This is a genomic window from Methylobacterium brachiatum (genome assembly GCF_020523825.1).
GTDB classification, from domain to species: domain Bacteria; phylum Pseudomonadota; class Alphaproteobacteria; order Rhizobiales; family Beijerinckiaceae; genus Methylobacterium; species Methylobacterium brachiatum.
In genome coordinates, this window is sequence record NZ_JAJALK010000009.1 from 205918 (window position 1) to 226967 (window position 21050).

At 70.4% G+C, this 21050-nt stretch carries 19 protein-coding genes; 8 read left to right on the forward strand and 11 right to left on the reverse strand.

What is annotated here, in order from left to right; translation table 11 throughout:
- Positions 1-170: 170 nt before the first annotated feature.
- Positions 171-1400, forward strand: a complete 1230-nt coding sequence (locus tag LGR69_RS20300) for a serine hydrolase domain-containing protein (protein ID WP_122159969.1) — start codon at positions 171-173, stop codon at positions 1398-1400.
- Between the two features lie 179 nt (positions 1401-1579).
- Here the strand turns inward: LGR69_RS20300 and LGR69_RS20305 are convergent, their stop codons facing one another.
- The 3 genes from LGR69_RS20305 to LGR69_RS32095 all read right to left on the reverse strand — a co-directional run bounded on the left by LGR69_RS20305 (position 1580) and on the right by LGR69_RS32095 (position 4891).
- On the reverse strand, positions 1580-2974 hold the full coding sequence (locus LGR69_RS20305) for a lipoprotein N-acyltransferase Lnb domain-containing protein (RefSeq protein WP_007559153.1): 1395 nt from the start codon (positions 2972-2974) through the stop codon (positions 1580-1582).
- Positions 2975-3185: 211 nt separating this feature from the next.
- Complete coding sequence (locus tag LGR69_RS20310; protein ID WP_230367157.1) at positions 3186-4046, reverse strand: omptin family outer membrane protease; 861 nt, start codon at positions 4044-4046, stop codon at positions 3186-3188.
- 239 nt (positions 4047-4285) lie between these two features.
- Positions 4286-4891 carry a hypothetical protein gene (locus tag LGR69_RS32095; RefSeq protein WP_230367158.1) on the reverse strand — a complete coding sequence of 202 codons (606 nt, stop codon included), beginning with the start codon at positions 4889-4891 and terminating at the stop codon, positions 4286-4288.
- Positions 4892-5478: 587 nt separating this feature from the next.
- On the opposite strand from LGR69_RS32095, the gene LGR69_RS20325 reads away from it, so the two are divergent.
- Positions 5479-5907, forward strand: a complete 429-nt coding sequence (locus tag LGR69_RS20325; RefSeq protein ID WP_230367159.1) for a Ros/MucR family transcriptional regulator — start codon at positions 5479-5481, stop codon at positions 5905-5907.
- A gap of 189 nt (positions 5908-6096) precedes the next feature.
- On the opposite strand, the gene LGR69_RS20330 is transcribed toward LGR69_RS20325, so the two are convergent.
- The gene (locus tag LGR69_RS20330; protein ID WP_230367160.1) at positions 6097-7050 is read right to left on the reverse strand and encodes a helix-turn-helix domain-containing protein; all 954 of its coding nucleotides are present in this window, start codon (positions 7048-7050) and stop codon (positions 6097-6099) included.
- Positions 7051-7818: 768 nt separating this feature from the next.
- Between LGR69_RS20330 and LGR69_RS20335 the strand changes: the two genes are divergently transcribed.
- Together LGR69_RS20335 and LGR69_RS20340 are read left to right on the forward strand one after the other, a co-directional pair.
- A complete protein-coding gene (locus LGR69_RS20335; RefSeq protein WP_230367161.1) occupies positions 7819-8733 on the forward strand; it encodes a sugar kinase in 915 nt (304 codons plus the stop codon).
- Between the two features lie 175 nt (positions 8734-8908).
- Positions 8909-9709, forward strand: coding sequence for a DUF502 domain-containing protein (locus LGR69_RS20340; protein ID WP_007559144.1), 801 nt, complete (start codon positions 8909-8911; stop codon positions 9707-9709).
- 68 nt (positions 9710-9777) lie between these two features.
- Here the strand turns inward: LGR69_RS20340 and LGR69_RS20345 are convergent, their stop codons facing one another.
- Both LGR69_RS20345 and recG read right to left on the reverse strand, forming a co-directional pair.
- Positions 9778-10101 carry a hypothetical protein gene (locus LGR69_RS20345; RefSeq protein WP_230367162.1) on the reverse strand — a complete coding sequence of 108 codons (324 nt, stop codon included), beginning with the start codon at positions 10099-10101 and terminating at the stop codon, positions 9778-9780.
- A 308-nt stretch (positions 10102-10409) separates the two neighbouring features.
- Entirely contained in the window at positions 10410-12629 is a 2220-nt protein-coding gene (gene recG / locus LGR69_RS20350; RefSeq protein WP_007559142.1) for an ATP-dependent DNA helicase RecG, read from the reverse strand.
- A gap of 107 nt (positions 12630-12736) precedes the next feature.
- Here recG and LGR69_RS20355 point away from each other — a divergent pair, with 107 nt between their 5' ends.
- Entirely contained in the window at positions 12737-13621 is an 885-nt protein-coding gene (locus LGR69_RS20355; RefSeq protein ID WP_230367163.1) for an alpha/beta fold hydrolase, read from the forward strand.
- 168 nt (positions 13622-13789) lie between these two features.
- The gene (locus tag LGR69_RS20360) at positions 13790-15010 is read left to right on the forward strand and encodes a UbiH/UbiF family hydroxylase (protein ID WP_230367164.1); all 1221 of its coding nucleotides are present in this window, start codon (positions 13790-13792) and stop codon (positions 15008-15010) included.
- 196 nt (positions 15011-15206) lie between these two features.
- Here LGR69_RS20360 and LGR69_RS20365 read toward each other — a convergent pair whose 3' ends face one another.
- Entirely contained in the window at positions 15207-15551 is a 345-nt protein-coding gene (locus tag LGR69_RS20365) for a hypothetical protein (RefSeq protein ID WP_007559136.1), read from the reverse strand.
- Positions 15552-15712: 161 nt separating this feature from the next.
- Positions 15713-16981: an AMP-binding protein gene (locus LGR69_RS20370; protein ID WP_230367165.1), complete on the reverse strand. Its 1269-nt coding sequence runs from the start codon at positions 16979-16981 to the stop codon at positions 15713-15715.
- A 449-nt stretch (positions 16982-17430) separates the two neighbouring features.
- Here LGR69_RS20370 and LGR69_RS20375 point away from each other — a divergent pair, with 449 nt between their 5' ends.
- Positions 17431-18216, forward strand: a complete 786-nt coding sequence (locus LGR69_RS20375; protein WP_007559131.1) for an invasion associated locus B family protein — start codon at positions 17431-17433, stop codon at positions 18214-18216.
- Positions 18217-18488: 272 nt separating this feature from the next.
- Here LGR69_RS20375 and hspQ read toward each other — a convergent pair whose 3' ends face one another.
- Entirely contained in the window at positions 18489-18827 is a 339-nt protein-coding gene (gene hspQ, locus LGR69_RS20380) for a heat shock protein HspQ (RefSeq protein WP_091864340.1), read from the reverse strand.
- Between the two features lie 95 nt (positions 18828-18922).
- Positions 18923-19645: a DJ-1/PfpI family protein gene (locus LGR69_RS20385; protein ID WP_230367166.1), complete on the reverse strand. Its 723-nt coding sequence runs from the start codon at positions 19643-19645 to the stop codon at positions 18923-18925.
- A gap of 53 nt (positions 19646-19698) precedes the next feature.
- On the opposite strand from LGR69_RS20385, the gene LGR69_RS20390 reads away from it, so the two are divergent.
- Positions 19699-20682: a GlxA family transcriptional regulator gene (locus LGR69_RS20390; protein ID WP_230367167.1), complete on the forward strand. Its 984-nt coding sequence runs from the start codon at positions 19699-19701 to the stop codon at positions 20680-20682.
- 6 nt (positions 20683-20688) lie between these two features.
- Here the strand turns inward: LGR69_RS20390 and LGR69_RS20395 are convergent, their stop codons facing one another.
- Entirely contained in the window at positions 20689-21042 is a 354-nt protein-coding gene (locus LGR69_RS20395; RefSeq protein ID WP_007559126.1) for an endonuclease domain-containing protein, read from the reverse strand.
- Between the last annotated feature and the right edge of the window lie 8 nt (positions 21043-21050).

Consider the following 21050-nt stretch of genomic DNA (forward strand, 5'->3'; position numbering starts at 1 on the left):
CGGTGAACATTTTCGAATCATCGGGGCCGGGACCGTACGGCTGTTCCCTGAATTCAACCTTCGGCCGGGTTGGCCCTTCGTTAACGCCTCCTCATCATGGTCGCCGCGCGTGCCGTGGCCCCGGTCGACGGCGCCACGACCGTGACGATCCACAGCGATACCGATCCACCATGACCTCGTCGCCCGCGATCCCGGAACCCTCGGTCCGTCCCCGTCCGGGGCGCCGGCGGGGCGCGCGCTGGGGCGTGATCGCCGCGGCCGGCGGCGTCGTGGCGGCCGGTTGCGCCTGGACCGCGACCGCGCTGATCAACGTCCCGAATCCGGTGACGCTGGCGGCCCTGGCTGTCATCGAGCCGTCCGCGATCGGCCCCTGGTTCCCCAGCCGGGTGGTGCAGGCGCCCGAACAGGCCCGCGACCTGGCGTTCCGGCCGGCCCCGATCCTGGAGCGCGTCCCCTGGAAGGGGAAGACCGTCCCGCTCGCGACCATGCTGGCGGAGACACACACCAACGCCTTCCTGGTGGTGCAGGACGGGGTCCTGATCCACGAATGGCAGCGCCCCGGCACCGGTCCGGCGACCCTGTTCCCGTCCTGGTCGGTGGCGAAGTCGATCGTGTCGCTCCTGGTCGGCGCCGCGGTGGCGAGCGGCAAGCTGGCGGAGACCGACCGGGTCTCGGCCCTGCTGCCCGAGCTGCGCCACGGCGCGGTGTTCAGCCAGATCACCGTGCGCGACCTGCTCGACATGACGAGCGGGATCGCCGTGCCGGAGAATTACGACCCCCAGCATCCGCTCACCGGCACCGCCGGGATGTACCTGACCCGGGACATCACCGCCTTCGTGCGCGACAACGCCCATCTGGCGTTCAAGCCCGGCAGCAAGGGCCGCTACCGCAGCATCGATACCGAGCTGCTCGGCCTCATCCTGGCGCGGATCGAGGGCAAGCCGCTGGCGGACCTGCTCTCGGAGCGGATCTGGAAGCCGATGGGCGCCCAGGCGGACGCGACCTGGAACCTCGACCGGGCCGGCGGCATCGAGAAGGCGTTCTGCTGCATCAACGCGACGCCCCGCGACTTCGCCCGTCTGGGCCTGCTGGTGGCCGACCAGGGCCTGGCGGGGCAGAACCGCATCATCCCGGCCCGCTGGATCGACCGGATCGAGACGCCGGCCCGCCGGGAGGTCGATGGCTGGCAGTATTCGGCGCAGTGGTGGCACGCCCCCGGGGGCGACGAGAGCGACATCTCGGCGATCGGCGTCTACGGCCAGTACGTCTACGTGAACCGCGAGACCGGCACCGTGATCGTGAAGCTCAGCGACCACGGCGCCGAGCAGGACGAGGTCGACACCCTGTCGGTGATGCAGGCTATCGCCGGCGACCTCGCCGCCCGCCGCTCCGCCCGCTGACCCGGGCGCGACCTCTCCGGAATAGCCGGATCCGTCACTCCAGCCCTCTCCCGTGCGGCAGCGGGGGGGCGCGTCGCGGTCTGCAACAGCGTCTGCGCCTCAAAACTGTGTAGCCCGTGCCGGAGAGGGACCCGGTCGCGCTTCGCCGGAAACGACGGCGGTGAGGGCAGGGAGGCTGCTCAGGCCTCGGTCGGGCCCGCGTCCGGTGCAGGCCGCCGCCGGGCCAGCTGAACCAACCGGGTCAGCGACCCGACCCGCCCGTTGCGGATGAACCGCCGGCCGACATTGGTCCAAGCGATGGACGTCACCGGCGAGGCGGGATCGACCAGGGCGCTGAGCGCGCGGGCGTAATCGAGCACGAGGCCGGGGGTCCAGGTCATCGACCGGGCGCCGTTCCGCAGCAGGGCCGCCGCCCAGAATTCCGGGCTCGTCAGCGCCTGGGCGAGGTTGCGCCAGGGATGACCGTCGCGGCTGAACGCGCCCTCGACCGCCACGTCCAGGGCGCGGGCGACCGTGGTCGAGCAGTTGCGGCTGATGAAGTTGTAGGTGGTATCGCGGCGATAGGCCTCCCAGAACGCCCGCAGCCGGGCGCCGTCGACGCCGTTCAGCGTGACCGCGACGGTGGCCTCGCACCAATCCTCAACCTCCGCGCGATGCGACGGCAGGAACCGGCCGGCGACATCGTTCTCGGGACCGGCGCGCAGGCTCGACCGGAGGTTGGCCGGGGAGCGATCGATCTCCACCGCGGGGTAGTGGCTGATATAGAGGTCGCCGCCCTGCTCCAGGGCCGCGTGGCCGGTGGAGTACCGCCCCGCTACATCGACGGAGGCGACGTAGCGCCGGACCAGCCGCTGCGTGGCGGGCGTCGTGGCCTGCCCGGTCGGCGTCCAGACATAGACGGTCAGGCTGTCGGACCCCGGTGCGCCTTCCGGCAGGGGCTCCGGCGCCGTCCGCCGGGTGCGCAGGCCCGCCAGGGTCAGCCGCAAGCCGTTGATGACGAGGAACATCCCGATGCAGTAGCCGACGGTGCCGACATACCAGGTCGGCCAGGGCTGCAGGTGGAACACGCCGAAGGCGACACCCAGCGCGCCCAGCGCCACCGAGGTCCGCCATTCGGGAAACTTCAGCAGGTAGGCGAGGACGATCCGGATCGTGCCGTCGACCAGGAAGACGGTGCCGAACAGCATCGCGAGCAGGAAGAAGCTCGAAGCCGAGGCCATCATGATCAGGATCGCGGCCAAGGCCAGGAACAGGCCCTTGAAGATCCGCAGCCGCCGGGCCGCTCCCGCGGCGATCAGGCCGGCACCGAGCGAACCGACGGCGTCCACCAGCAGGAGCAGGCCGAACCAGCGCTCCGGGATATGGACCGCCCCCGCGAGGGCATCGATCATGACCGCGACGCCCAGCAGGGCCAGCGCCACGCCCGCGCCCAGGATCAGATGCGCATGCCGGCGGACCGCCTCGCCGCCGACCAGCACCTGCCAGAGCGGCGCCATCCGGGCATTGCCCTCGCGCGGCGGACGATCCGGATCGAGTCCGTCATGCCGGTGGGGCAGGGAGGGGAGATGGGCCATGACAGGTCGTCTTCGGAAGCGCGCGTGCGACCCGCACTTTTCACGAATCGCCTGATGACTTTGTTAAAGCATGCGCGGCCGAAGCGCTTCCGAGGATGGTATCCACTGGGCACATTCGGTTCTGGCGGACCACCCGACCAGTCGAGGACCGGGATACGGTGCTGGTTTCACACGAACCGAGCACCGCTCCCGAGCCTCGACTCGACCCGGATCAGTCCTTGCGTGCGAGAACCGGTTGAGCGTCCGATCCGCCAAGCCCCAGATCCGACAGCTTGTAGGAGATCTGGGCGAAGACGCCGTAGCGATCGGTCTCGAACTTGGTCGGGCTGCCGGGGGAGAACGGGAACTTGATACGGCCCGAACCGGTCTGCATCCGCCAGTAGCGGCCGCCGACGCCGATGCTGACGGCGGGCGTTAGGTCGTACGAGACGATGCCCTCGGCGAAATAGCCATCCCCATTGCCCGTTTGTGGGAGCGGGTTGATGTTCGGCCGGAGCCAGTGCCGGTCAACGCCGGTCGCGGTCACGACGGGCAGGTAGGCGCCTTCCAGGCTGATCTTGAACCGATCGAACCGTGCAGCACCAATGAGGCCGATCCGCAGCGCATCCCATCGCAGGTTCTCGCTCAGGACGTTGATGTCGCTCGCCACGGCATTGCGGCGCGCGCAAATGGTGCCTCCAGCGACCTGGGTGCAACCGTACCCATTGGCCAGTTCGGCGTCGTACTGGTAGCCGACAAATCCGCCCAGGCTGAAGCCGTCCCGGCGGAGTGCTGTGTAGCCAAGATCGACGACGCCGTAGCTGATGTCGCCGTCTTTGATCTGCGAGAGGGTCTTCGAGTAGGGGCGTATGGCGGGCGGGAAGTCCTCGTCGTACAGACGGCCGGAGGTGACACCGCCCGAACCGAGGAAGCCCTTGGCGAACAAGCCCGTCGGGTTGTGATCGATCCGGGCGAAGCCTTCGCCCGCATGGCCATCCGTATCCTGATAGGTCAGCCGGGAATTGACTTGCCCAGGTCGCCGGTCAGATCCGAGTGTGTAGCGGGGGCCGCCGGAACTATAGAAGTAGCGCACGCCACCCTCGAAATCCCAGACTCCGCCACCCGGAGCGACGCCTGCTGGCGGAACGTGCACCCCATCGCCAAACCGGTAGTTCAGACCGACCCGGGTCAGGAACCCGTCCGTGGAAGCGCGCGCACCAATACGATAGTCAGTAGTGTCGTCGAAGACCGCATGACTGCCGAGATTGTAATACAGGCCTTCGACCTTGGCCGAGAGATGCTCGCTGAAGGCATATTCGAGGCCAGCACCGACTACATAGCCGAGACGAACCTCCCCATGGCGGGCATCAAAACTCGGACCAAATTGGCCCAGCAGGGTCTGTGTCGAGTCGATACGGACGTTGCCGACCGCGAGCCCGCCGGTCGCGTAGACCAGCGTCGGGCCGGTGGCGAACCAACCTTGCCCCGCAGCGTCGCAAGGTTGTCCAGCCGCTGCCCAGCATGCGCAGTGCTCAGCGGATAATCGCCCCCGCCGACGGCCTGGAAAGTCCCCTCGCGGGCCCCGTAATCCCAGAGGCGGGTGAATTGGTAATCCGCCGCGCCGCCGACGAGCAGGTGCGCCCCGAAAAGCCGGTTGTAGCCGATCTCGCCACCCGCGATGAAAGCATCATCGGTTCCTTTGCGGGCCGCGATGATCGGGCAACCGACTGCGCCGAGCACCCCGTTCGGCCCAATGCAATCGAACCGCGTCGCGCTGTCCAGGGCTCCGTATCCGGCGAAGAGGCCGCCGTAGAATCCGGCCCAAACCGGTGCGGGCCCGCCACCTGATTCGACGATTGCTTTCTTGGTAAGATCTGCTGAATACGAGTGACTTAGCAAGATTGCCTCGATAATAACTGTAAAAATCAATCTTTTCATATCATAATCCTATAGATGACAATTTATTTGACACAAATTGACCTAGGCAAGGCTTAACATCCTGTTTTGTGTCGGACAACCTCAGGAACGAAGAACAATTACGACGCTAAACAACATATATATAAATAAATAGGATGCAAGTTGTCCAAATATAATCGGACACACGATATCAAAGCGATCGTTATGAACGCACTGTGAAATGAATACCTTGCGGAATCCAGGCGCACATCTGACCATTTCTTTGAACTGTTGCCTCGATCACGCACCGCCAATGAAGATGCGCGGTCCCCGGGCCGCAACTCGCTGCAGTCGACCCAGGATGAGCGCGGCACCGATCTTCGCAAATGAGCAATAATTGTCACCGCCCGCAGGCTTGGCAACCTCGTGTTGGATTTGTAGGACAAAAAACGCTCAAAGACTATCCAAGGTAAACCCTAGACAATTCGCACGCATTTCGTATTGTTAGTCGCCAATTTTGGCGGAGCATCAGCATTCGGGCTGAAGTTTGAGCAGCACCCGCCGGTAAAATTATCGGTATATTCTGCAACAAAACTTTGAAAGCGCCGAAAAACTGAAGCGAGGGGACTATGAACACGATCGAATTGCACGAAAAGCCGCAAGAACCGAATTATGACTTGATCAAATGCACGGCTTCATTGGTCGCTGCTTATGTATCGCGAAACGCCGTCGGCGTCGGCGAGCTGCCGGTTCTGATCGACCAGGTTCACACGGCCATCTCGGTGCTGCAGGGCGCCCCCCCCGGCTCGACCTCGGCCTGGACCGGTCCGACGGCCGCGCAGATCGAAGCCTCGATCGGCCAGGATGGCCTGATCAGCTTCATCGATGGCCGGCCCTACAAGACGCTCAAGCGGCACCTCACCGCCCATGGTCTCACACCTGAGCGTTACCGCGCCAAGTTCGGCCTGCCCGCCGACTATCCGATGGTCGCCCCGAGCTACGCCGAGCGGCGCTCGCAGATCGCCAAGGCGATCCAGCTCGGCCACAAGGTCGGCTGAATGAGCGTGCGCGTCCCTGCGCGGGCCGGATCCCGGTTTTGGGCCAACCGGACCGACCGCGCGGGACGCGCGCCTTGAGGGTCCCGCGCCCCGGGACCCGAACCCATGCCTTTCGAGACGATCCCGGAGCGCGTCGCCCGCACGCTCCGCCGACCGCTCGCGGCCATCGCCGCGGTCGGTCGACCCGGCTCAGCCTTTGGCCACCGCCAGCGTGCCGTCATCCATCGGGATGAAGCGGATCCCGGCCCGGCGCAGCGCGGCGACAGCCTGAAGGCGGGAGCGGCTCCCGCGATGCTCGCTGTCCTCCTCCAGGCGCCGGACGGTGGAATGCGACATGCCGCTGGCCCGGGCTAGGTCCATCATCGACCAGTCGAGTAGGGCGCGGGCGGCGCGCAGATGGTGGCCGGTTACGGCCTGATCGAGCGCCTCGCCTAGAGCCAGCGACGCGGGTATGGGACTCTGGACCGGGCATTTCAGCCCGCAGCGTCCGAGATAGATGCCGTCCGGATCCCGGACCGGCACCGTGATGATCTTGAAATGCCAGAGTTCGCCGTTGGCCAGGCGCTCATGAGCCGTGCCCTGAAAGAACTCCTGCCGCTCGATCTGCGTCAAGGCCGCATCCCGGAAGGCCTGGCGCTCCTCAGGAACGATCATGGCGTAGGGGTTGAGGCAGATCTCCTCGTGCGGCAACCCGTGAACCTGCGCCATCTCGAAGGGAAACTCGTGCCGGAGATCAAGGCCGACCGAGAAGGCCGCGATGTGCTCGGTGAGGTAGAGCGCCCCCCGCCGCCGCCGCTCCTCCTTGCGCATCAGCGACAGCTGTTCCCGGTCGGTAACGTCGAGCGCCGACCCATTGATGGCGACGGGCCGCCCCTCTCCGGAAAAGCGCGCCTCCATCATCAGCGAGAGCACACGCACCGTGCCGTTCGGGCGGATGACCCGGACGGTCGTCTCGGGCGGGACATGGCCCTGCCGGACCTCGCCGAGCGAAGGCAGCCGGTGCCGATCCTCCGGATGGACCAGGCTCAAGAGGAGGTCGTAATCCGCCTTGGCGGCATTCGGGACGAGCCCGAGAAGGCGAAAAAATCCCGGCGACCAGATCTGCTCGCCACCCGCGAGCACCCAGCTCCAGGCGCCGCTCAACCCCCGGCTCTCAGTGATCGTCAGAAATTCTCCGGATGAGAACGTCAAGGCACTCAGGGCGGAATGAAACATCTCACATCATCTCGGATCTAGTCTCGGGCGCCGGGATTGGTCGGACCCGGCTGGCTGTCAGCTGGCGCCGATCCCTGGGCACAGGCCCCGTCAGTCGAGGCACGGACCCGGCACGTCCTGTCCCGCACGAGGACCGGACGCGTGTTTCGTATAAAACGATACATTCCGATGTCCCCGACGCATCGATCCCAAGACCGTATACGTATCGGCTTTTCGCCTCACCCCGTTCTTCAGGTAGATCGGATATGCATCGACCTCTGCATCGATCGTTCCAGATCGATAAAAATCGCATGATCTTGCTTACCGTCGGAAAGCATGTCGTGAAGTAGGCCCGAACCGCATATCCGACAATGCATGACAGAATAAATTTAATGTCACGCTAAAATGAAAGATTCAGTTCGGCTGAAATATCGTATGCCCAAGCCTCCATCTCCTGTCATTCCTGCCTTGATCGGCAGCGAATGCCTCCTTTCGGACAGGAAGAGTGCGGATTTCGGCAAAAACTAGCGGCACGGGAGCCTGCTCATTTTGCAAGTGCGCCTTGCAAGTGCGCCCGGAACGCAGTGCCGCCGCGCGGTGCGGCGGTTATGCGCCGGGAGCTCCGAGGCCTCGAGCGGCCCCGCGATTGACAGGGCGCGCCGAACGGTGCCGATCCGTTGCGAGGGCGGCGGACGGCGCCGCACAGGGAGAAGCCGCATGAGGGTCGCCTGCGTCGGCGAGTGCATGGTCGAGTTGTCGGAGCGGCCGGACGGGAGCCTCGTCCGCGGCTTCGGCGGCGATACGCTCAACACCGCCCTCTACCTCGCCCGCCTCGGCGTGACGGTCGATTACGTGACCGCCCTCGGGGACGATCCCTGGAGCGACGCGATGGTGGAGGCCTGGGGCCGTGAGGGTATCGGCCTCGGCCGGATCCGGCGATTGCCGGGCCGGATGCCGGGCCTCTACATCATCCGCACCGACGAAGCCGGGGAGCGCAGCTTCCATTACTGGCGCGACAGCGCCGCCGCCCGGGACCTGTTCGCCGAGCCGGGCGCTCCCGAAACCCGCGCCGCCCTGGAGGCCGACGACCTCGTCTACGTCTCCGGCATCAGCCTGTCGCTCTACGGCGAGGCCGGCCGCGCCGCCCTGGCCGAGACCCTGGCGGCCCAGCGCGCCCGGGGCGGGCTGGTCGCGTTCGACACCAATTACCGGCCCCGCGGCTGGCCGGACTGGGAGGTGGCCCGCACCGCGTTCCGCGCAGCCCTGGCGCAGGCGGATCTGATCTTCGCCTCGGTGGAGGACATGGACTGGCTGTTCGGCGCGGCGGGCGAGGACGAGGTGCTGCGCCATCGCGGCCGCGCCGAGATCGTGCTGAAGACCTCGGACGGCCCCAACCCGGTCGCGCGGGTGCTGCACGGGGCGAGCGAGACCGCCGTTCCGGCCGGCCCGGTGGAGCGGGTGATCGACACCACGGCCGCCGGCGACAGCTTCGCGGCGGGCTACATCGCGGCCCGCATCGCCGGGCTGGCTCCGGAGTTCGCCGCCGCCGAGGCGCACCGCCTGGCGGGCGCCGTGATCGGGCATCGCGGCGCCGTCATCCCTCGCGAGGCGATGCCGGCCCTGGCGTTCTGAAACCCGGGTTCCCAAAGGGCTCAGCCCTTTGGCGAGGTTCGGGGGCGGAGCCCCCGAGAACATCCATCGATCGGGCCGCCCTTGAGGCGGGCAAGCGCAGCCGCTACCTGTGCCCTCGGGGGCTCGATCGCCCCCGGGCAGGATCGCCGCGCATCGAGCGGCCGAGAGGGCACCCGTGGCGCCGAGTTCCCCGCCGATTCAGGCTCCCGAGCCCGACGCATCCGCGCCCGGCCCCGCCACCCCGAAGACGCGGGTCAGCGCGCGGGGGCGGCTGCGCACCTATTTCCTCACCGGCATCATCGTGGCCGGCCCGCTGGCGATCACCGCCTACATCACGTGGTGGTTCATCGCGCTGATCGATTCCTTCGTGAAGCCGCTGGTGCCGGCGAGCTACCTGCCGGACCATTACCTGCCGTTCTCGATCCCGGGGCTGGGCCTCGTCATCGCGTTCCTGGCGGTGACGCTGCTGGGCTTCCTCACGGCCAACCTGGTCGGCCGCTCGGTGATCGAGTTCGGCGAGGTGCTGCTGGCCCGGACCCCGGTGATCTCCGGCCTGTACAAGGGCCTGCGCCAGATCTTCGAGACTCTGTTCTCGGCCAACGGCACCTCGTTCCGCACGGTCGGCCTGGTCGAGTTCCCGGTGAAGGGCACGTGGTCGGTGGTGTTCCTGTCGGCCCCCGCATCCCCGGAGGTCGAGGGCGCGCTCCAGGCCCGCAACGCGGCCGGGGCGGACGAGATGGTCGGGGTGTTCCTGCCCTGCGCCCCCAACCCGACCACGGGCTTCTTCTTCTACCTGCCGCGCTCCGCCGTGGTGGAGGTGCATATCAGCGTCGACGACGCGGCCAAGCTGGTGATGTCGGCGGGCGTGATCCAGCCGGAGGACCCGCAGGGCCGCCTGCACGCCATGGCGGCGTCCCTCCGGGCGGCGCAGCAGGCGGGCGACCCGGCGGCCCAGCGGGAGCCGCAGGACGCGTGACCGCCAAAGGAAAGGGCCGCCCCGCATGCGCGGGACGGCCCTGAAACCTCGGTCGCGTGATCCGCGCGTCAGCGCTGCAGCGACGCCGTCTGCGGCGCGATGGTCGGCGGCGTCGCCTGGGCGACCGTCACGGCGCTGCGGGTCGGGGTCGGGCTCCAACCGGTGGTGCACTGGATCGTCAGGGCCAGGCCCAGCGCGATGCAGAGCCCGTTGGCGGCCAGCCAGAAGGGACGCGCGGCCCGCCGGACCGCGGCCTGCAGATCCTCCGACGTCTTCGTCACCGCCGCGGCGGTGCCATCCGAGATCGGCAGCAGCCAGGGCTCGGTCGGTAGGGCTTGGATACCGGCCATCTCGTGGGAGCCCGGCAGGTTTTGGAACAGTCCGTTCGACATGTCCGTCCTCCAGATTCGTCCGTGATGTCCCGGCTTACCGGGCCATTCGTTCATCTGCAGTTAAGGGAAGATTGTGGCTGATGCAAGGTCAAGGCCCTTGCCTACGCGCTTTCCCGCCCCCTCCGAGCCGGCCCCGAAGCGCGCGGCCCCACATGCAAACACCTGACAAATATGGCCTTTCCTGGCAGGGCGTGCCTGCCGTGCATCAGGCGGCGGTTTTGTCCGGCATGTTCTCCAGCGCACATGGACGGGTGGTGCTTTCCTGAACGACGCGCTTTCCTGAACGGCGCCGTTCAGGAAAGGCCCGGTCAGCCGGCCCCGATCAGCCGGATCGCGGCGTCGCGCTCGAACAGGTAGAGCAGCACCCGAAGCGCCTGCCCGCGCGGGCTCTTCAGGCCGGGATCGCGCTCGACGATCATCCGGGCGTCGTCCCGGGCGGCCTCCAGCAGGTCGCCGTCGCTCTCGAGGCGCGCCAGCCGGAAGGCCGCGAGGCCCGACTGGCGGGTGCCCAGCACCTCGCCCTCGCCGCGCAGCTTCAGGTCGGCCTCGGCGATGCGGAAGCCGTCCTCGCTGTCGCGCATCATCTCGAGCCGCGCCCGGGCCACTTGGCCCAACGGCCCCCGGTAGAGCAGCAGGCACGAGGACGCCTTGGAGCCGCGCCCGACCCGGCCCCGGAGCTGGTGCAGCTGCGCCAGCCCGAACCGCTCGGCATGCTCGATCACCATGATGGTCGCCTCGGGCACGTCGACCCCGACCTCGACCACCGTGGTCGAGACCAGGACCTTGGTCTCCCCGGCGGCGAAGCGGGCCATGGCGGCGTCCTTCTCGGGGCCCGGCATCTTGCCGTGGATCAGCCCGACCGCGTCGCCGAAATGCTGCTTCAGGTCGTCGAACCGCTCGGCCGCGGCGGCGAGGTCGATGAACTCGGATTCCTCGACCAGCGGGCAGATCCAGTAGACCCGCTCGCCCGTGGCGATCGCCCGGGCGAGACCGGCCACGACCTCGTCGATCCGCTCGGTCGGCAGGGTGATGGTGCGGATCGGCTGCCGGCCGGCGGGCTTCTCGTCGAGGACCGAGACGTCCATGTCGCCGAAGAAGGTCAGCGCCAGGGTGCGCGGGATCGGCGTCGCGGTCATGACCAGGAAGTCGACCGCCTCGCCCTTGGCGCCGAGCGCCAGGCGCTGGTGGACCCCGAACCGGTGCTGCTCGTCCACGACGGCGAGGCCGAGGTCCCGGAACGTCACGGCCTCCTGGAACAGGGCGTGGGTGCCGACCAGGATGTCGATCTCGCCCGCCGCGAGGGCGGCCAGCGTGCTCTTGCGCTCCGCGGCCCGGTCGCGGCCGGTCATCAGGCGCAGACGCAGGCCGCCGGCCAGCGGCTGCAGCCGCTCGAAATGCTGCCGGGCCAGGATCTCGGTGGGAGCCATCAGGGCGGCCTGGCGCCCGGCCTCCACGGCCGAGGCCATGGCCAGCAAGGCCACCGCGGTCTTTCCCGAGCCGACATCGCCCTGGAGCAGGCGCAGCATCCGACGCGGCGCCGCGAGATCCGCGCGGATCTCCGCCACCGCCCGGGCCTGGGCGCCGGTGAGCGCGAAGGGCAGGGCGGCCTGGATCCGGCTGCTCAAGGCGCCGTCGCCGGCATTGACCCGGCCGGCCTTGCGCCGCTGGCGGGCGCGCATCAGGGCGAGCGCCAGCTGCGAGGCGAGCAGCTCGTCGTAGGACAGGCGCCGCCTTGCGGGGGTGGCGGGGGGCGGCTGGAGCGGGTCCTCGGCCTTCGGGAGGGGCTCCTCGGGGCGGTGCTCGACGCGCAGGGCATCCGCGAAGGCGGGAAGGCGGTTCCTCTCCAGCCAGGCCGGGTCCTGCCATTCGGGCAGGATCGGCAGGCGCTCCAGGGCCGCCACCGCGAGCTTGTTGATCGCCCGGGAGGTCAGCCCCTCGGTGGCGCCGTAGATCGGCTCGACGGCGGGCAGCTCGGCCAGCCCCGCCTCGTCCACGATCCGGGACGGGTGGACCATCTGGCGGGTGCCGTCCCACAGGTCGATCCGGCCGGTGATGTAGCGATGCGCCCCCAGCGGCAGCATCTTCTCCACCCGGGCGCGGGGCATGCCGAAGAACACCAGGGAGATGTCGCCGGTGGAATCCTCCACCAGCACCCGGTGCGGGCGCTTGCCCGATCCGATCTGGGCCGGGCGGTGCGCCACCACGGTGACCCCGACGGTCACCGGCTCGCCCACGGGCGCCTCGCTGACCGAGCCCATCAGCCGGCGCGGGACGCCGCCCTGGGGCAGGTGGAACAGCAGGTCCACCACCCGGGCCTCCCGCTCCGGCGTGCCGAGCAGCTTCTCGATCAGCGGCGCCATCTTGGGGCCGACGCCCGGCAGGGCCCGGACCGGGGCGAACAGCGGGTCGAGGATGCTCGGGCGCAGCAGCGGCGCGCGGACGGCCTCGCCCTCCGGCGCCTCGGCGTCCGGGTCGTTCACGGCCGCGTCCCGGAGGGCGGCGTCCTGAGTCGCGCGTGCATCTGTCATGGTGGCTCGGCGGACATCCTGCCGGAGGCGCCTTATCATCCGGTGCATCCCGGCGCGCCAGTGCGGCGCAAGGTACACGGGCGCAGGGCACGGAGGCGACCGACCGCATGACGACGGATTTCCTGCCGGGCTTCGCCCGGCACCGGATCGAGACCGCGCCGGGCGTGACCATCCATGCGCGCTCCGGCGGCTCCGGGCCGCCGGTCCTGCTGCTGCACGGCCACCCGCAGACCCTGTCCACCTGGCTGCATGTCGCCCCGCGCCTGGCCGAACGCCGCACGGTCGTGGCGATGGACCTGCGCGGCTACGGCGATTCGGACAAGCCCCCGGGCGGCGAGCGCCACGCGGCCTACGCCAAGCGCGCCATGGCGGCGGATGCGGTGGCGGTGATGCGGGCGCTGGGCCACGACCGGTTCGCGCTCGTCGGCCACGACCGCGGCGGCCGCGTCGCCCACCGCCTGGCCCTGGACCATCCGGAGCGGGTCGAGCGCCTCGCCCTGTTCGACATCGCCCCCACGGCGACGATGTACGCCCGCACCGACAAGGCCTTCGCCACCCGGTATTTCTGGTGGTTCTTCTTCATCCAGCCCCATCCCCTGCCGGAGCGGCTGATCGGGGCGGATCCGGAATATTTCCTGCGCCACCACATCGAGGGCCAGTCCAAGACCCCGGGATCGACGCCGCCGGACCTCTTCGCCGAGTACCTGCGCTGCTACGGCGACCCGGCCTGCCGCCACGCGATCTGCGAGGATTACCGCGCGGCGGCCGGGATCGACCTGGAACACGACGCGGCCGATTCGGAGGCGCGGATCACGGCGCCGCTGCTCGCGCTCTGGGGGGCGCAGGGCACGGTCGGCCAGACCTACGACGTGCTGGAGACCTGGCGCGAGAAGGCCACCGACGTCTCGGGCCGGGCACTCGATTGCGGCCACACCCTGCAGGAGGAGCGGCCGGACGAGGTTTTTCGCGAGTTGTCGGCGTTCCTCGGGTGAGATGGCGCACCCGGACAGACAAGAGAAGCCGAGGCTTGAGGCACCGGCAGGCTCTGCTCCGGGCTGCGTCGCTGTGGCCTTCGCGGATCGGGCTTGGCAGGGATACCGGAAAGCTCAGATAGGAAACACGGGCCGGGCAGCGGAATCGGCACGGGAACGGGTGAGCACGTGCAGGGCAGCAGGGCCGAAGGGGCAGCATTCGACGTCGCCGTGGTGGGCGCGGGGGCCGCGGGGCTCGCCGCCGCCCTGGCGAGCGCCCAGGCCGGCATCCGGACCGCCCTGGTCGGCCGCCACGCCCCCGTGGCGGACGGGCGCACGGTCGCCCTGCTCGACGGGTCGGTGCGGTTCCTGGGGGCCCTGGGCGCCTGGGAGGCCGTGGCCCCGCATGCGAGCCCGCTCTGCACCCTGCAGATCATCGACGACACCGGCAGCCTGTTCCGGCCGCCGCCGGTGCGCTTCCAGGCCGCCGAGATCGGGCTCGACGCTTTCGGCTGGAACGTCGAGAGCGCCCGCCTGGTCGAGAGTCTGCGGGTCCGCGCCCGCGCCCAAAAAAATCTCACCCTGGTCGAGGCGGATGCCGCCGGGGCCGTTCCGGGCGAGGCGGTCGCGCGCCTGACCCTGGCGGATGGCGGCACGGTCGCGGCCAAGCTGGTGGTCGGCGCCGACGGCGCGCGCTCACCGCTGCGGGCCGCCAGCGGCGTGCGCGTGCGCGACTGGACCTACCCGCAGAGCGCCATCACCACGATCCTGGCCCATGACCGTCCGCACCGGGACGTCTCGACCGAGTTCCACACCCGCTCCGGCCCGTTCACCCTGGTGCCGCTGCCGGGCGGATACCGGTCCAGCCTGGTCTGGGTCACCGGGGAGGGCGCGGCGCGGCGGCTGGCGGCGCTCGACGACGCGGCTCTGGGCCAGGCGGTGGAGCGGCAGGCCCGGGCGATGCTGGGCGCGATGCGGGTCGACGGCCCCCGGGGCCTCGTGCCGATGCGCGGCCTCTCGGTGTCGAGCCCGGTGGCGCAGCGCCTGGCCCTGGTCGGCGAGGCCGCCCACGTCTTCCCGCCGATCGGCGCGCAGGGGCTCAATCTCGGCCTGCGCGACGCCGCCGCCCTGCGCGACGCGCTGGTGGCCGCGGCCCGGGACGGCCGCGATCCCGGTACCCGGCCGGTGCTCGACGGCTACGCTCGCAGCCGGCGCCTCGATGCCGCCGCCCGCACCGCAGCGGTGGATCTGCTCAACCGCAGCCTGCTCACCGATCTCGTCCCGGTCGACGCGCTCCGGGGCCTCGGGCTGCTGGCGATGTCGTATCTCGGCCCGCTCCGGCGGGTGGTGATGCGCGAGGGCGTGCTGCCGCGGCTCGGCGCGCCGGAACTGATGCGCGGGGCGCGCTGAGCCGTTCGCTCGGTGGGCGCTGGGGTGGCCTTGGCCGAATCGCACCCGATCGTTCGGGCGTGCCATCCTGGGCCGTCATCGCGAGCGCAGCGAAGCGACCCGGTGATGCGCCACGATTCGGGCAACCGCGCGCAGCCCTGGGTTGCTTCACTACGCTCGCAATGACGGTAGCGAAGCTTCCGTTGAGGAACGCGTTCTAGAGGTCCGGCTGGGCCGCCACGTAGGCGCCGAGGCGGGTGGCGAGATCCACCGGGCCGCCGGCCCGGCCCTCGGCGGCGTCGCCGATCAGGATGACCGGGATGCCACGGTCGCGCAGCTGGCCGCGCAGGCGTGCGGCGCGGCGGGCATAGGCGGGATCGCGACGGGTCGGGGCCTGGAGCAGCACCGCCGCCGGGCGGGCGATCACGGCCAGGACATCGTCCGCCGCCTCCATCGAGGCGGTGACACTTGCGTAGCCGAGGTTGGCCAGCTCGCCCGAAAGGGACCGGTCCACGGCGCGGACGCCGTCATCGACCACGAGCACTTGTTGCAGCGCACCCATAGGCTTGAGCGGTACCTCATGAAGCGTGGCTTGGGAAGATAGCCAGAACCACAATCCGAAGCGAAACCCACGAAGGCGCGGATCGGATCCGTCCCGTCATGTGCGCTTGCGAGATTATCTGCCACGCCTGAGCGCCGGATGAACCGACGAAAGGCCGCCGTTCAGGCGGTCTCCACCCCGGTCACGACCCCGTCGGACAGGATCGGCCGACAGCCCGAGTCCCGCCACGCCTCGACCTCCAGCTCCGGGATGCCGCCGCGGGGGAGTGCCGCCGTGGCGCAGGCCAGGCCGCGATAGACCAGCGGGCCCTCCAGCCCGTCGCCGGGATCCAGGATCGCGAGATCGAGGAGCGCCCGGGGCAGGGGCGCCCGGTCCGGGTGGGCCAGGGTCGCGGCGAGGTCGCGCCCGCCCGGTCGCGTGAGGACCACATCCTCGTCGAAGACCAGCGAATCGAGGCGGCGCGCCCCGGGCGATTCGGGGGCCGCGCTCACGATCGCGCGCGCGGGCGCCCGGTGGATCACGTTGAGGGCCCGCACGGTCCAGGGGAGTGGCATGGCAGCGAGCGCCGCCTCGATCAGGGACGGGACCACGAGCCGGGTCGGAACCGGCCGCATCAGGCCGGCCCGGAAGCCGGCCTCGTCGAAGGGAATCACGGTCTCGAGGCTGGCGCCGGCCGCGAGCGCCGCCCCGAGGCCGGTCACCAGGCCGCGCAGGTCATGGGCCGGCAGGAGCGTCAGGATCCGCTCGTCCGCCGTCACCGGGAGGGTGTCGAGATGAGCCTCGATCGCCGCCGCGAGCGCCGCCGCACTGCGGTAGACCGGCCGGGCCGGATCGCCCGCCGCGAAGGTGACGAGGCCGAGGCTCGCCACGGGCTCGACGATTCCGCGCTCCAGGGCCATCGCGTCGAGGCTGATCACGCCGTCCGGAATGCCCGGACCGAAGGCCGCAAGGTAGCGCAGGCCGAAATGGCCCATGGCCGCGCGGGCGAGATCCTCGGCGGGGCGGCGGGCGCCGCGGCGGCCCTCCGTCAGCACCGCGACCAGGCCGGCGGACGCGATCCCGGCCGAGAGCTGGTCGGCATCCCAGAGGGCGGGCATCGGGCAGGGGAGGTGGCCGGCCGCCTCGACGGCCAGGTGGGCGAGGGCCGATTCGGCGCCGCCGGAGAACCACAGGCCGACCCGGCTGCCGGCTGGCAGTCGCCACGCGCCGATCCCGCGGGCGAGGCGGCCGACGATCTCGGCCGCGGCCGCGTAGGTCCAGGTGATCGGCGGGCGCCCGCACCAGGCCACCCGGTCCCCCGAATCACGCAGCGCCGTGCGCTGCGGGCCGGTCCGGGCCGCCGCGAACAGGCTGGCCGACAGGCCGCCGGACCGCGCGGACGCATCCGGCGCGGCGTCGGCCGTCCTCTCCGCCACCGCGAACGCGCTCAATCCGCCCCCCTCCCACACTGCAGATCCACCCGCATGGTCGGCCGACTATGGTTAACCCCCAGCTAAGACCCGTTCACTTGAGCGAGGCTGTCGTCGCCGCGGATGGCCGGCCGCTTGGTTCGAGGGCGCGGCCGGGCGACGTCGCGCTTGCAGCCGGAGAGGCGCAGGCCTATCGGGGGCCGGCTGCGGCACGGGGTTCCCCGAGGGGCGCTCGGTGCCGCGGTGTCATGCCTTCGCCTCATTCGGAGGGGACAGGCAGGCCGCCCGGTCGCCGGGGCGAGGGATGCGCGCAACCGGCGCCCATCCCCGCCCGATGGTCGGACCGATTCATCCGGAGCCCCGGGAGGCACGCCACGGCGCTGCGCATCCGGTGGTCCGGCGGACCAGCCCGTCAGGCCGGCTCCGCATTCCGCAAGCCACACCACGTTTCTCCAAAGGGGTCAGAGCCGATGTCCTTCACCCGCCCCGCGACGCTGGCACGCGCCGCCCTCCTCGGCCTCGCGGGCCTCGGCCTCGCAGCCGCCCCGGTGCTCGCCCAGGCGAAGAAGCCCGCCGCCCCCGCGCCGACCGCTCCCGCCCCCGCCGCGCCGAACACCCCGGCCGCCAACACGCCCGCCGGCGCCGCCGCCCAGACCGGCCCGCAGATCGTGGCCGTGAAGTCCGAGCCGAGCCAGGCCGACTGGACCAAGGTCTGCGGCAAGGACCAGGGCTCCGGCACCGACATCTGCTACACCACGCGCGACTTCGTGTCCGACCAGGGCCAGCCCGTGCTGGCCGTGGCCGTCTACGAGATGAAGAACGCCGCCCAGAAGCAGGAGGTGCGCGTGGTGCGCTACCTGCTGCCGCTCGGCCTGCTGCTGCAGCCGGGCATCCGCTTCAACGTCGACGGCCAGGCCGCCACCCCGGGCCGCTTCGCGGTCTGCTTCCCGAACGGCTGCTTCGCCGAGGCCGGAGGCGTCGATGCCGGCGTCATCGCCGCCATGAAGAAGGGCACGACCCTCAACGTCTCGGTCCAGAACCAGACCCAGCGCGAGGTCACCTTCGCGGTGCCGCTGGCCGGTTTCGGCAAGGCCTTCGACGGCCCGGCGATCGACCCGAAGGTCTTGGAAGAGCAGCAGAAGAAGCTCCAGGCCGAGCTGGAGAAGCGCAGCGAGGACATGCGCAAGAAGCTCGAGCAGCAGGGCGGCGCGGCCCCGGCGAACGGCGCTGCCACGCCGGCTCCGGCGGCCAAGTAAGGCCTCACCAGAATGCGATCGGGGGGTCGGACCGGGAGGTTCGGCCCCTTTTTCGTGGGCGCTCGCCTCGGGGCTCCGCCCCGATCCCCGCCGAAGGGCTCGCCCTTTGGGAACCCGGGACTGGGCGTTGGCAGGCTGCGCGGGGGCGCACAGGGTCACGGAAGCCTGAGCCCGGAAGGCGGGGGATCACCGCTTGCCTTCGAAGACGGGCCGCGGCCCCCGTCGCGTGCTCTGCGCAGACCGGCCCGGGTCAGAGCCGTCGCTTCGACGAGTCAGTTCCGGACGCGGTCGCGCATGCGGTAGCCGCCGGCCCCGTCGCGCTCGAACATCTCGGCGATGCCGGCATGGCGCAGGGCCTCGCCGGACGTGTCGGGCAGGAGGTTCTGCTCGGAGACGTAGGCGACGTACTCGGTCTCGGCGTTCTCGGCGAGCAGGTGGTAGAACGGCTGGTCCTTGCGCGGCCGGACTTCCTCGGGGATCGCCAGCCACCATTCCTCGGTGTTGTCGAAGACCGGATCGACGTCGAACACGATGCCCCGGAACGGGTAGATCCGGTGGCGCACCACCGCACCGATCGCGAATTTTGCGGTTCTCAGGGTTACGTCCGTCATGACTCTGTCCGTCCAGAGCGGACAGATAGGCCCGATGCCGGGGCGTGTCACCGGGCCGTCGTCATCTCCCGGTGACCGAACTGTGATTCGGCCGGTCACGGGGCCAGGATGCCGAGCTCGGCCGCGATCGCCCGGGCGGTGGCCTCGCGCCGGGCGGTGAGGCCGGCCGTCGCCTCGCGGACCTGCGCCACGATCGCCGGCGGGGCGCTGCGCGGGGTGCCGCTGTCGAAGGGCGGCTCCGGGGCGTATTGCATGCCGAGCTGGATCGCCCGCGCGGCATCGTCGCCGCGCAGCTCGGCCGCGAGCCGGAGCGCGCCGTCGATCCCGGCGGTGACGCCGGCGGCGAACAGCCAGGTCCGGCCGTCCTCGGCGCGGTCGATCACCACCCGCGCATCGACCGCCTCCGCCCCGAACCAGGGCAGCAGGTGAACCGCGTTCCAGTAGGTCGTGGCCCGGCGCCCGACCAGCAGCCCGGCCGCCCCGACCAGCAGCGCGCCGGTGCAGACCGAGAAGACGTGCGAAGCCCCCGCGGCCTGGCTGCGGATCCAGCCGAGCACGGCCGCGTCCCGCATCAGCGCCTCCTGGCCTTGGCCGCCGGGGATGTGCAGCACGTCGAGGCGCGGCGCCTCCGCCAGGGTGGCGTCGGGGGTGATCCGCAGGCCGCGCACGTCGCGCACCGGATCCAGGGTCGGCCCGTAGATCCGGTAGGTGGAATTGGGGATCCGCGACAGGACCTCGAACGGGCCGGTGAGGTCGATCTGGTCGAGCCCCTCGAACAGGAGCGAACCGATCTGCAGATGGGTCTCGGGGGAAATCATGCGGAGCCTCCGTGCTGGACAGGGAGACCTTATCGCGTCACGTTCTGGCCGAGATGCCAAAGACCCCTCGTTTCTCGCCACAGGCGCCGCGTCCCGTGGAGCTGCTGGCCTTCCCGGCGGTGCAGCTCCTCGACGTGGCCGGGCCGCTTCAGGTGTTCGCCACGGCGAACGACCTCAGCGGCGGGCTCGCGCCTTACGCGCCGCGGGTGATCGCGGCCGGCGACGGGGCGCTCACCGCCTCGGCCGGGCTGCGCCTGGTGGCCGACCCGTTGCCGGAGCGCGACGCGCCGGTGGACACGCTGATCGTCGCGGGCGGCCCCGGGGTCACGGCGGCCTTGGCCGACCCGGCGCTGGTGGGCTGGGCGCGGGACCGGGCCGGGCGGGCGCGCCGGGTCGCCTCGGTCTGCACCGGCGCCTTCCTGCTCGGGGCCGCCGGGCTTTTGGACGGACGGCGGGCCGTGACCCACTGGAAGCATTGCGGCGCCCTGGCCCGGCGCTACCCGCTGGCCCGGGTCGAGCCCGACCCGATCTTCGTGCAGGACGGCCCGGTCTGGACCTCCGCGGGCGTCACCGCGGGGATCGACCTGGCGCTCGCATTGGTGGAGGCCGATCTCGGCCGCGACCTCGCCCTGGCGGTGGCGCGCCACCTCGTGATGTTCCTGAAGCGCCCCGGCGGGCAGGCGCAGTTCAGCGCGGCTCTGGCCCTGCAGGCCGGGGAGGACCGTTTCGGGGCGCTCCACGCCTTCATCGCCGACAACCTGGCGGGGGATCTCTCGCTTCCGGTCCTGGCGGAGGCCGCCGGGATGAGCGCGCGCAGCCTCAGCCGGCACTACCGGGCGGCGACCGGCCTGACCCCGGCCAAGGCCGTGGAGCGCCTGCGGATCGAGGCGGCGCGGCGGGCGCTGGCCGAGACCGCGCAGCCGGTAAAACGCATCGCCCGGACCTGCGGCTTCGGCTCCGAGGAGACCCTCCGGCGCAGTTTCCTGAGGCACGTCGCGGCGACGCCGCAGGATTATCGGGCGCGGTTCGGGGGGTGAGGGGCGTCACACCGGATCGCCGGACGGGAGGGCAGCCCAGATAGTCTCGCGCACACCGTCGAGATCCTGGTGGATGTCGGCATTCAGGATGCGCAGCAGGGCGAAGCCGCAGGCCTCGATGATCCGCGCGCGTGCCGCGTCGTAGAGACGCTCTCGCTCGGTCGAATGCGTTGCGCCGTCGACTTCCACCACGAGCCTCGCCTCGACACAGGCGAAATCGACGATGAAGCGGTCGATCGGATACTGGCGGCGGAACTTCCAGCCGTTGAGCGCACGGTTCCGCAGGACGCGCCAGAGCTTGGCCTCGGCGGTGGTCTGGTTCCGGCGGAGATGGCGGGCACGCGGGATCGACTTGCTCACCGGGTCGT

Bases quoted from the DNA above. Each gene is read 5' to 3' on its own strand.
- LGR69_RS20300 (WP_122159969.1), top strand. From the start codon at position 171: ATGACCTCGTCGCCCGCGATCCCGGAACCCTCGGTCCGTCCCCGTCCG.
- LGR69_RS20305 (WP_007559153.1), bottom strand. From the start codon at position 2,974: ATGGCCCATCTCCCCTCCCTGCCCCACCGGCATGACGGACTCGATCCG.
- LGR69_RS32095 (WP_230367158.1), bottom strand. From the start codon at position 4,891: ATGAAAAGATTGATTTTTACAGTTATTATCGAGGCAATCTTGCTAAGT.
- LGR69_RS20325 (WP_230367159.1), top strand. From the start codon at position 5,479: ATGAACACGATCGAATTGCACGAAAAGCCGCAAGAACCGAATTATGAC.
- LGR69_RS20335 (WP_230367161.1), top strand. From the start codon at position 7,819: ATGAGGGTCGCCTGCGTCGGCGAGTGCATGGTCGAGTTGTCGGAGCGG.
- LGR69_RS20345 (WP_230367162.1), bottom strand. From the start codon at position 10,101: ATGTCGAACGGACTGTTCCAAAACCTGCCGGGCTCCCACGAGATGGCC.
- recG (WP_007559142.1), bottom strand. From the start codon at position 12,629: ATGACAGATGCACGCGCGACTCAGGACGCCGCCCTCCGGGACGCGGCC.
- LGR69_RS20355 (WP_230367163.1), top strand. From the start codon at position 12,737: ATGACGACGGATTTCCTGCCGGGCTTCGCCCGGCACCGGATCGAGACC.
- LGR69_RS20365 (WP_007559136.1), bottom strand. From the start codon at position 15,551: ATGGGTGCGCTGCAACAAGTGCTCGTGGTCGATGACGGCGTCCGCGCC.
- LGR69_RS20375 (WP_007559131.1), top strand. From the start codon at position 17,431: ATGTCCTTCACCCGCCCCGCGACGCTGGCACGCGCCGCCCTCCTCGGC.
- hspQ (WP_091864340.1), bottom strand. From the start codon at position 18,827: ATGACGGACGTAACCCTGAGAACCGCAAAATTCGCGATCGGTGCGGTG.
- LGR69_RS20385 (WP_230367166.1), bottom strand. From the start codon at position 19,645: ATGATTTCCCCCGAGACCCATCTGCAGATCGGTTCGCTCCTGTTCGAG.
- LGR69_RS20390 (WP_230367167.1), top strand. From the start codon at position 19,699: ATGCCAAAGACCCCTCGTTTCTCGCCACAGGCGCCGCGTCCCGTGGAG.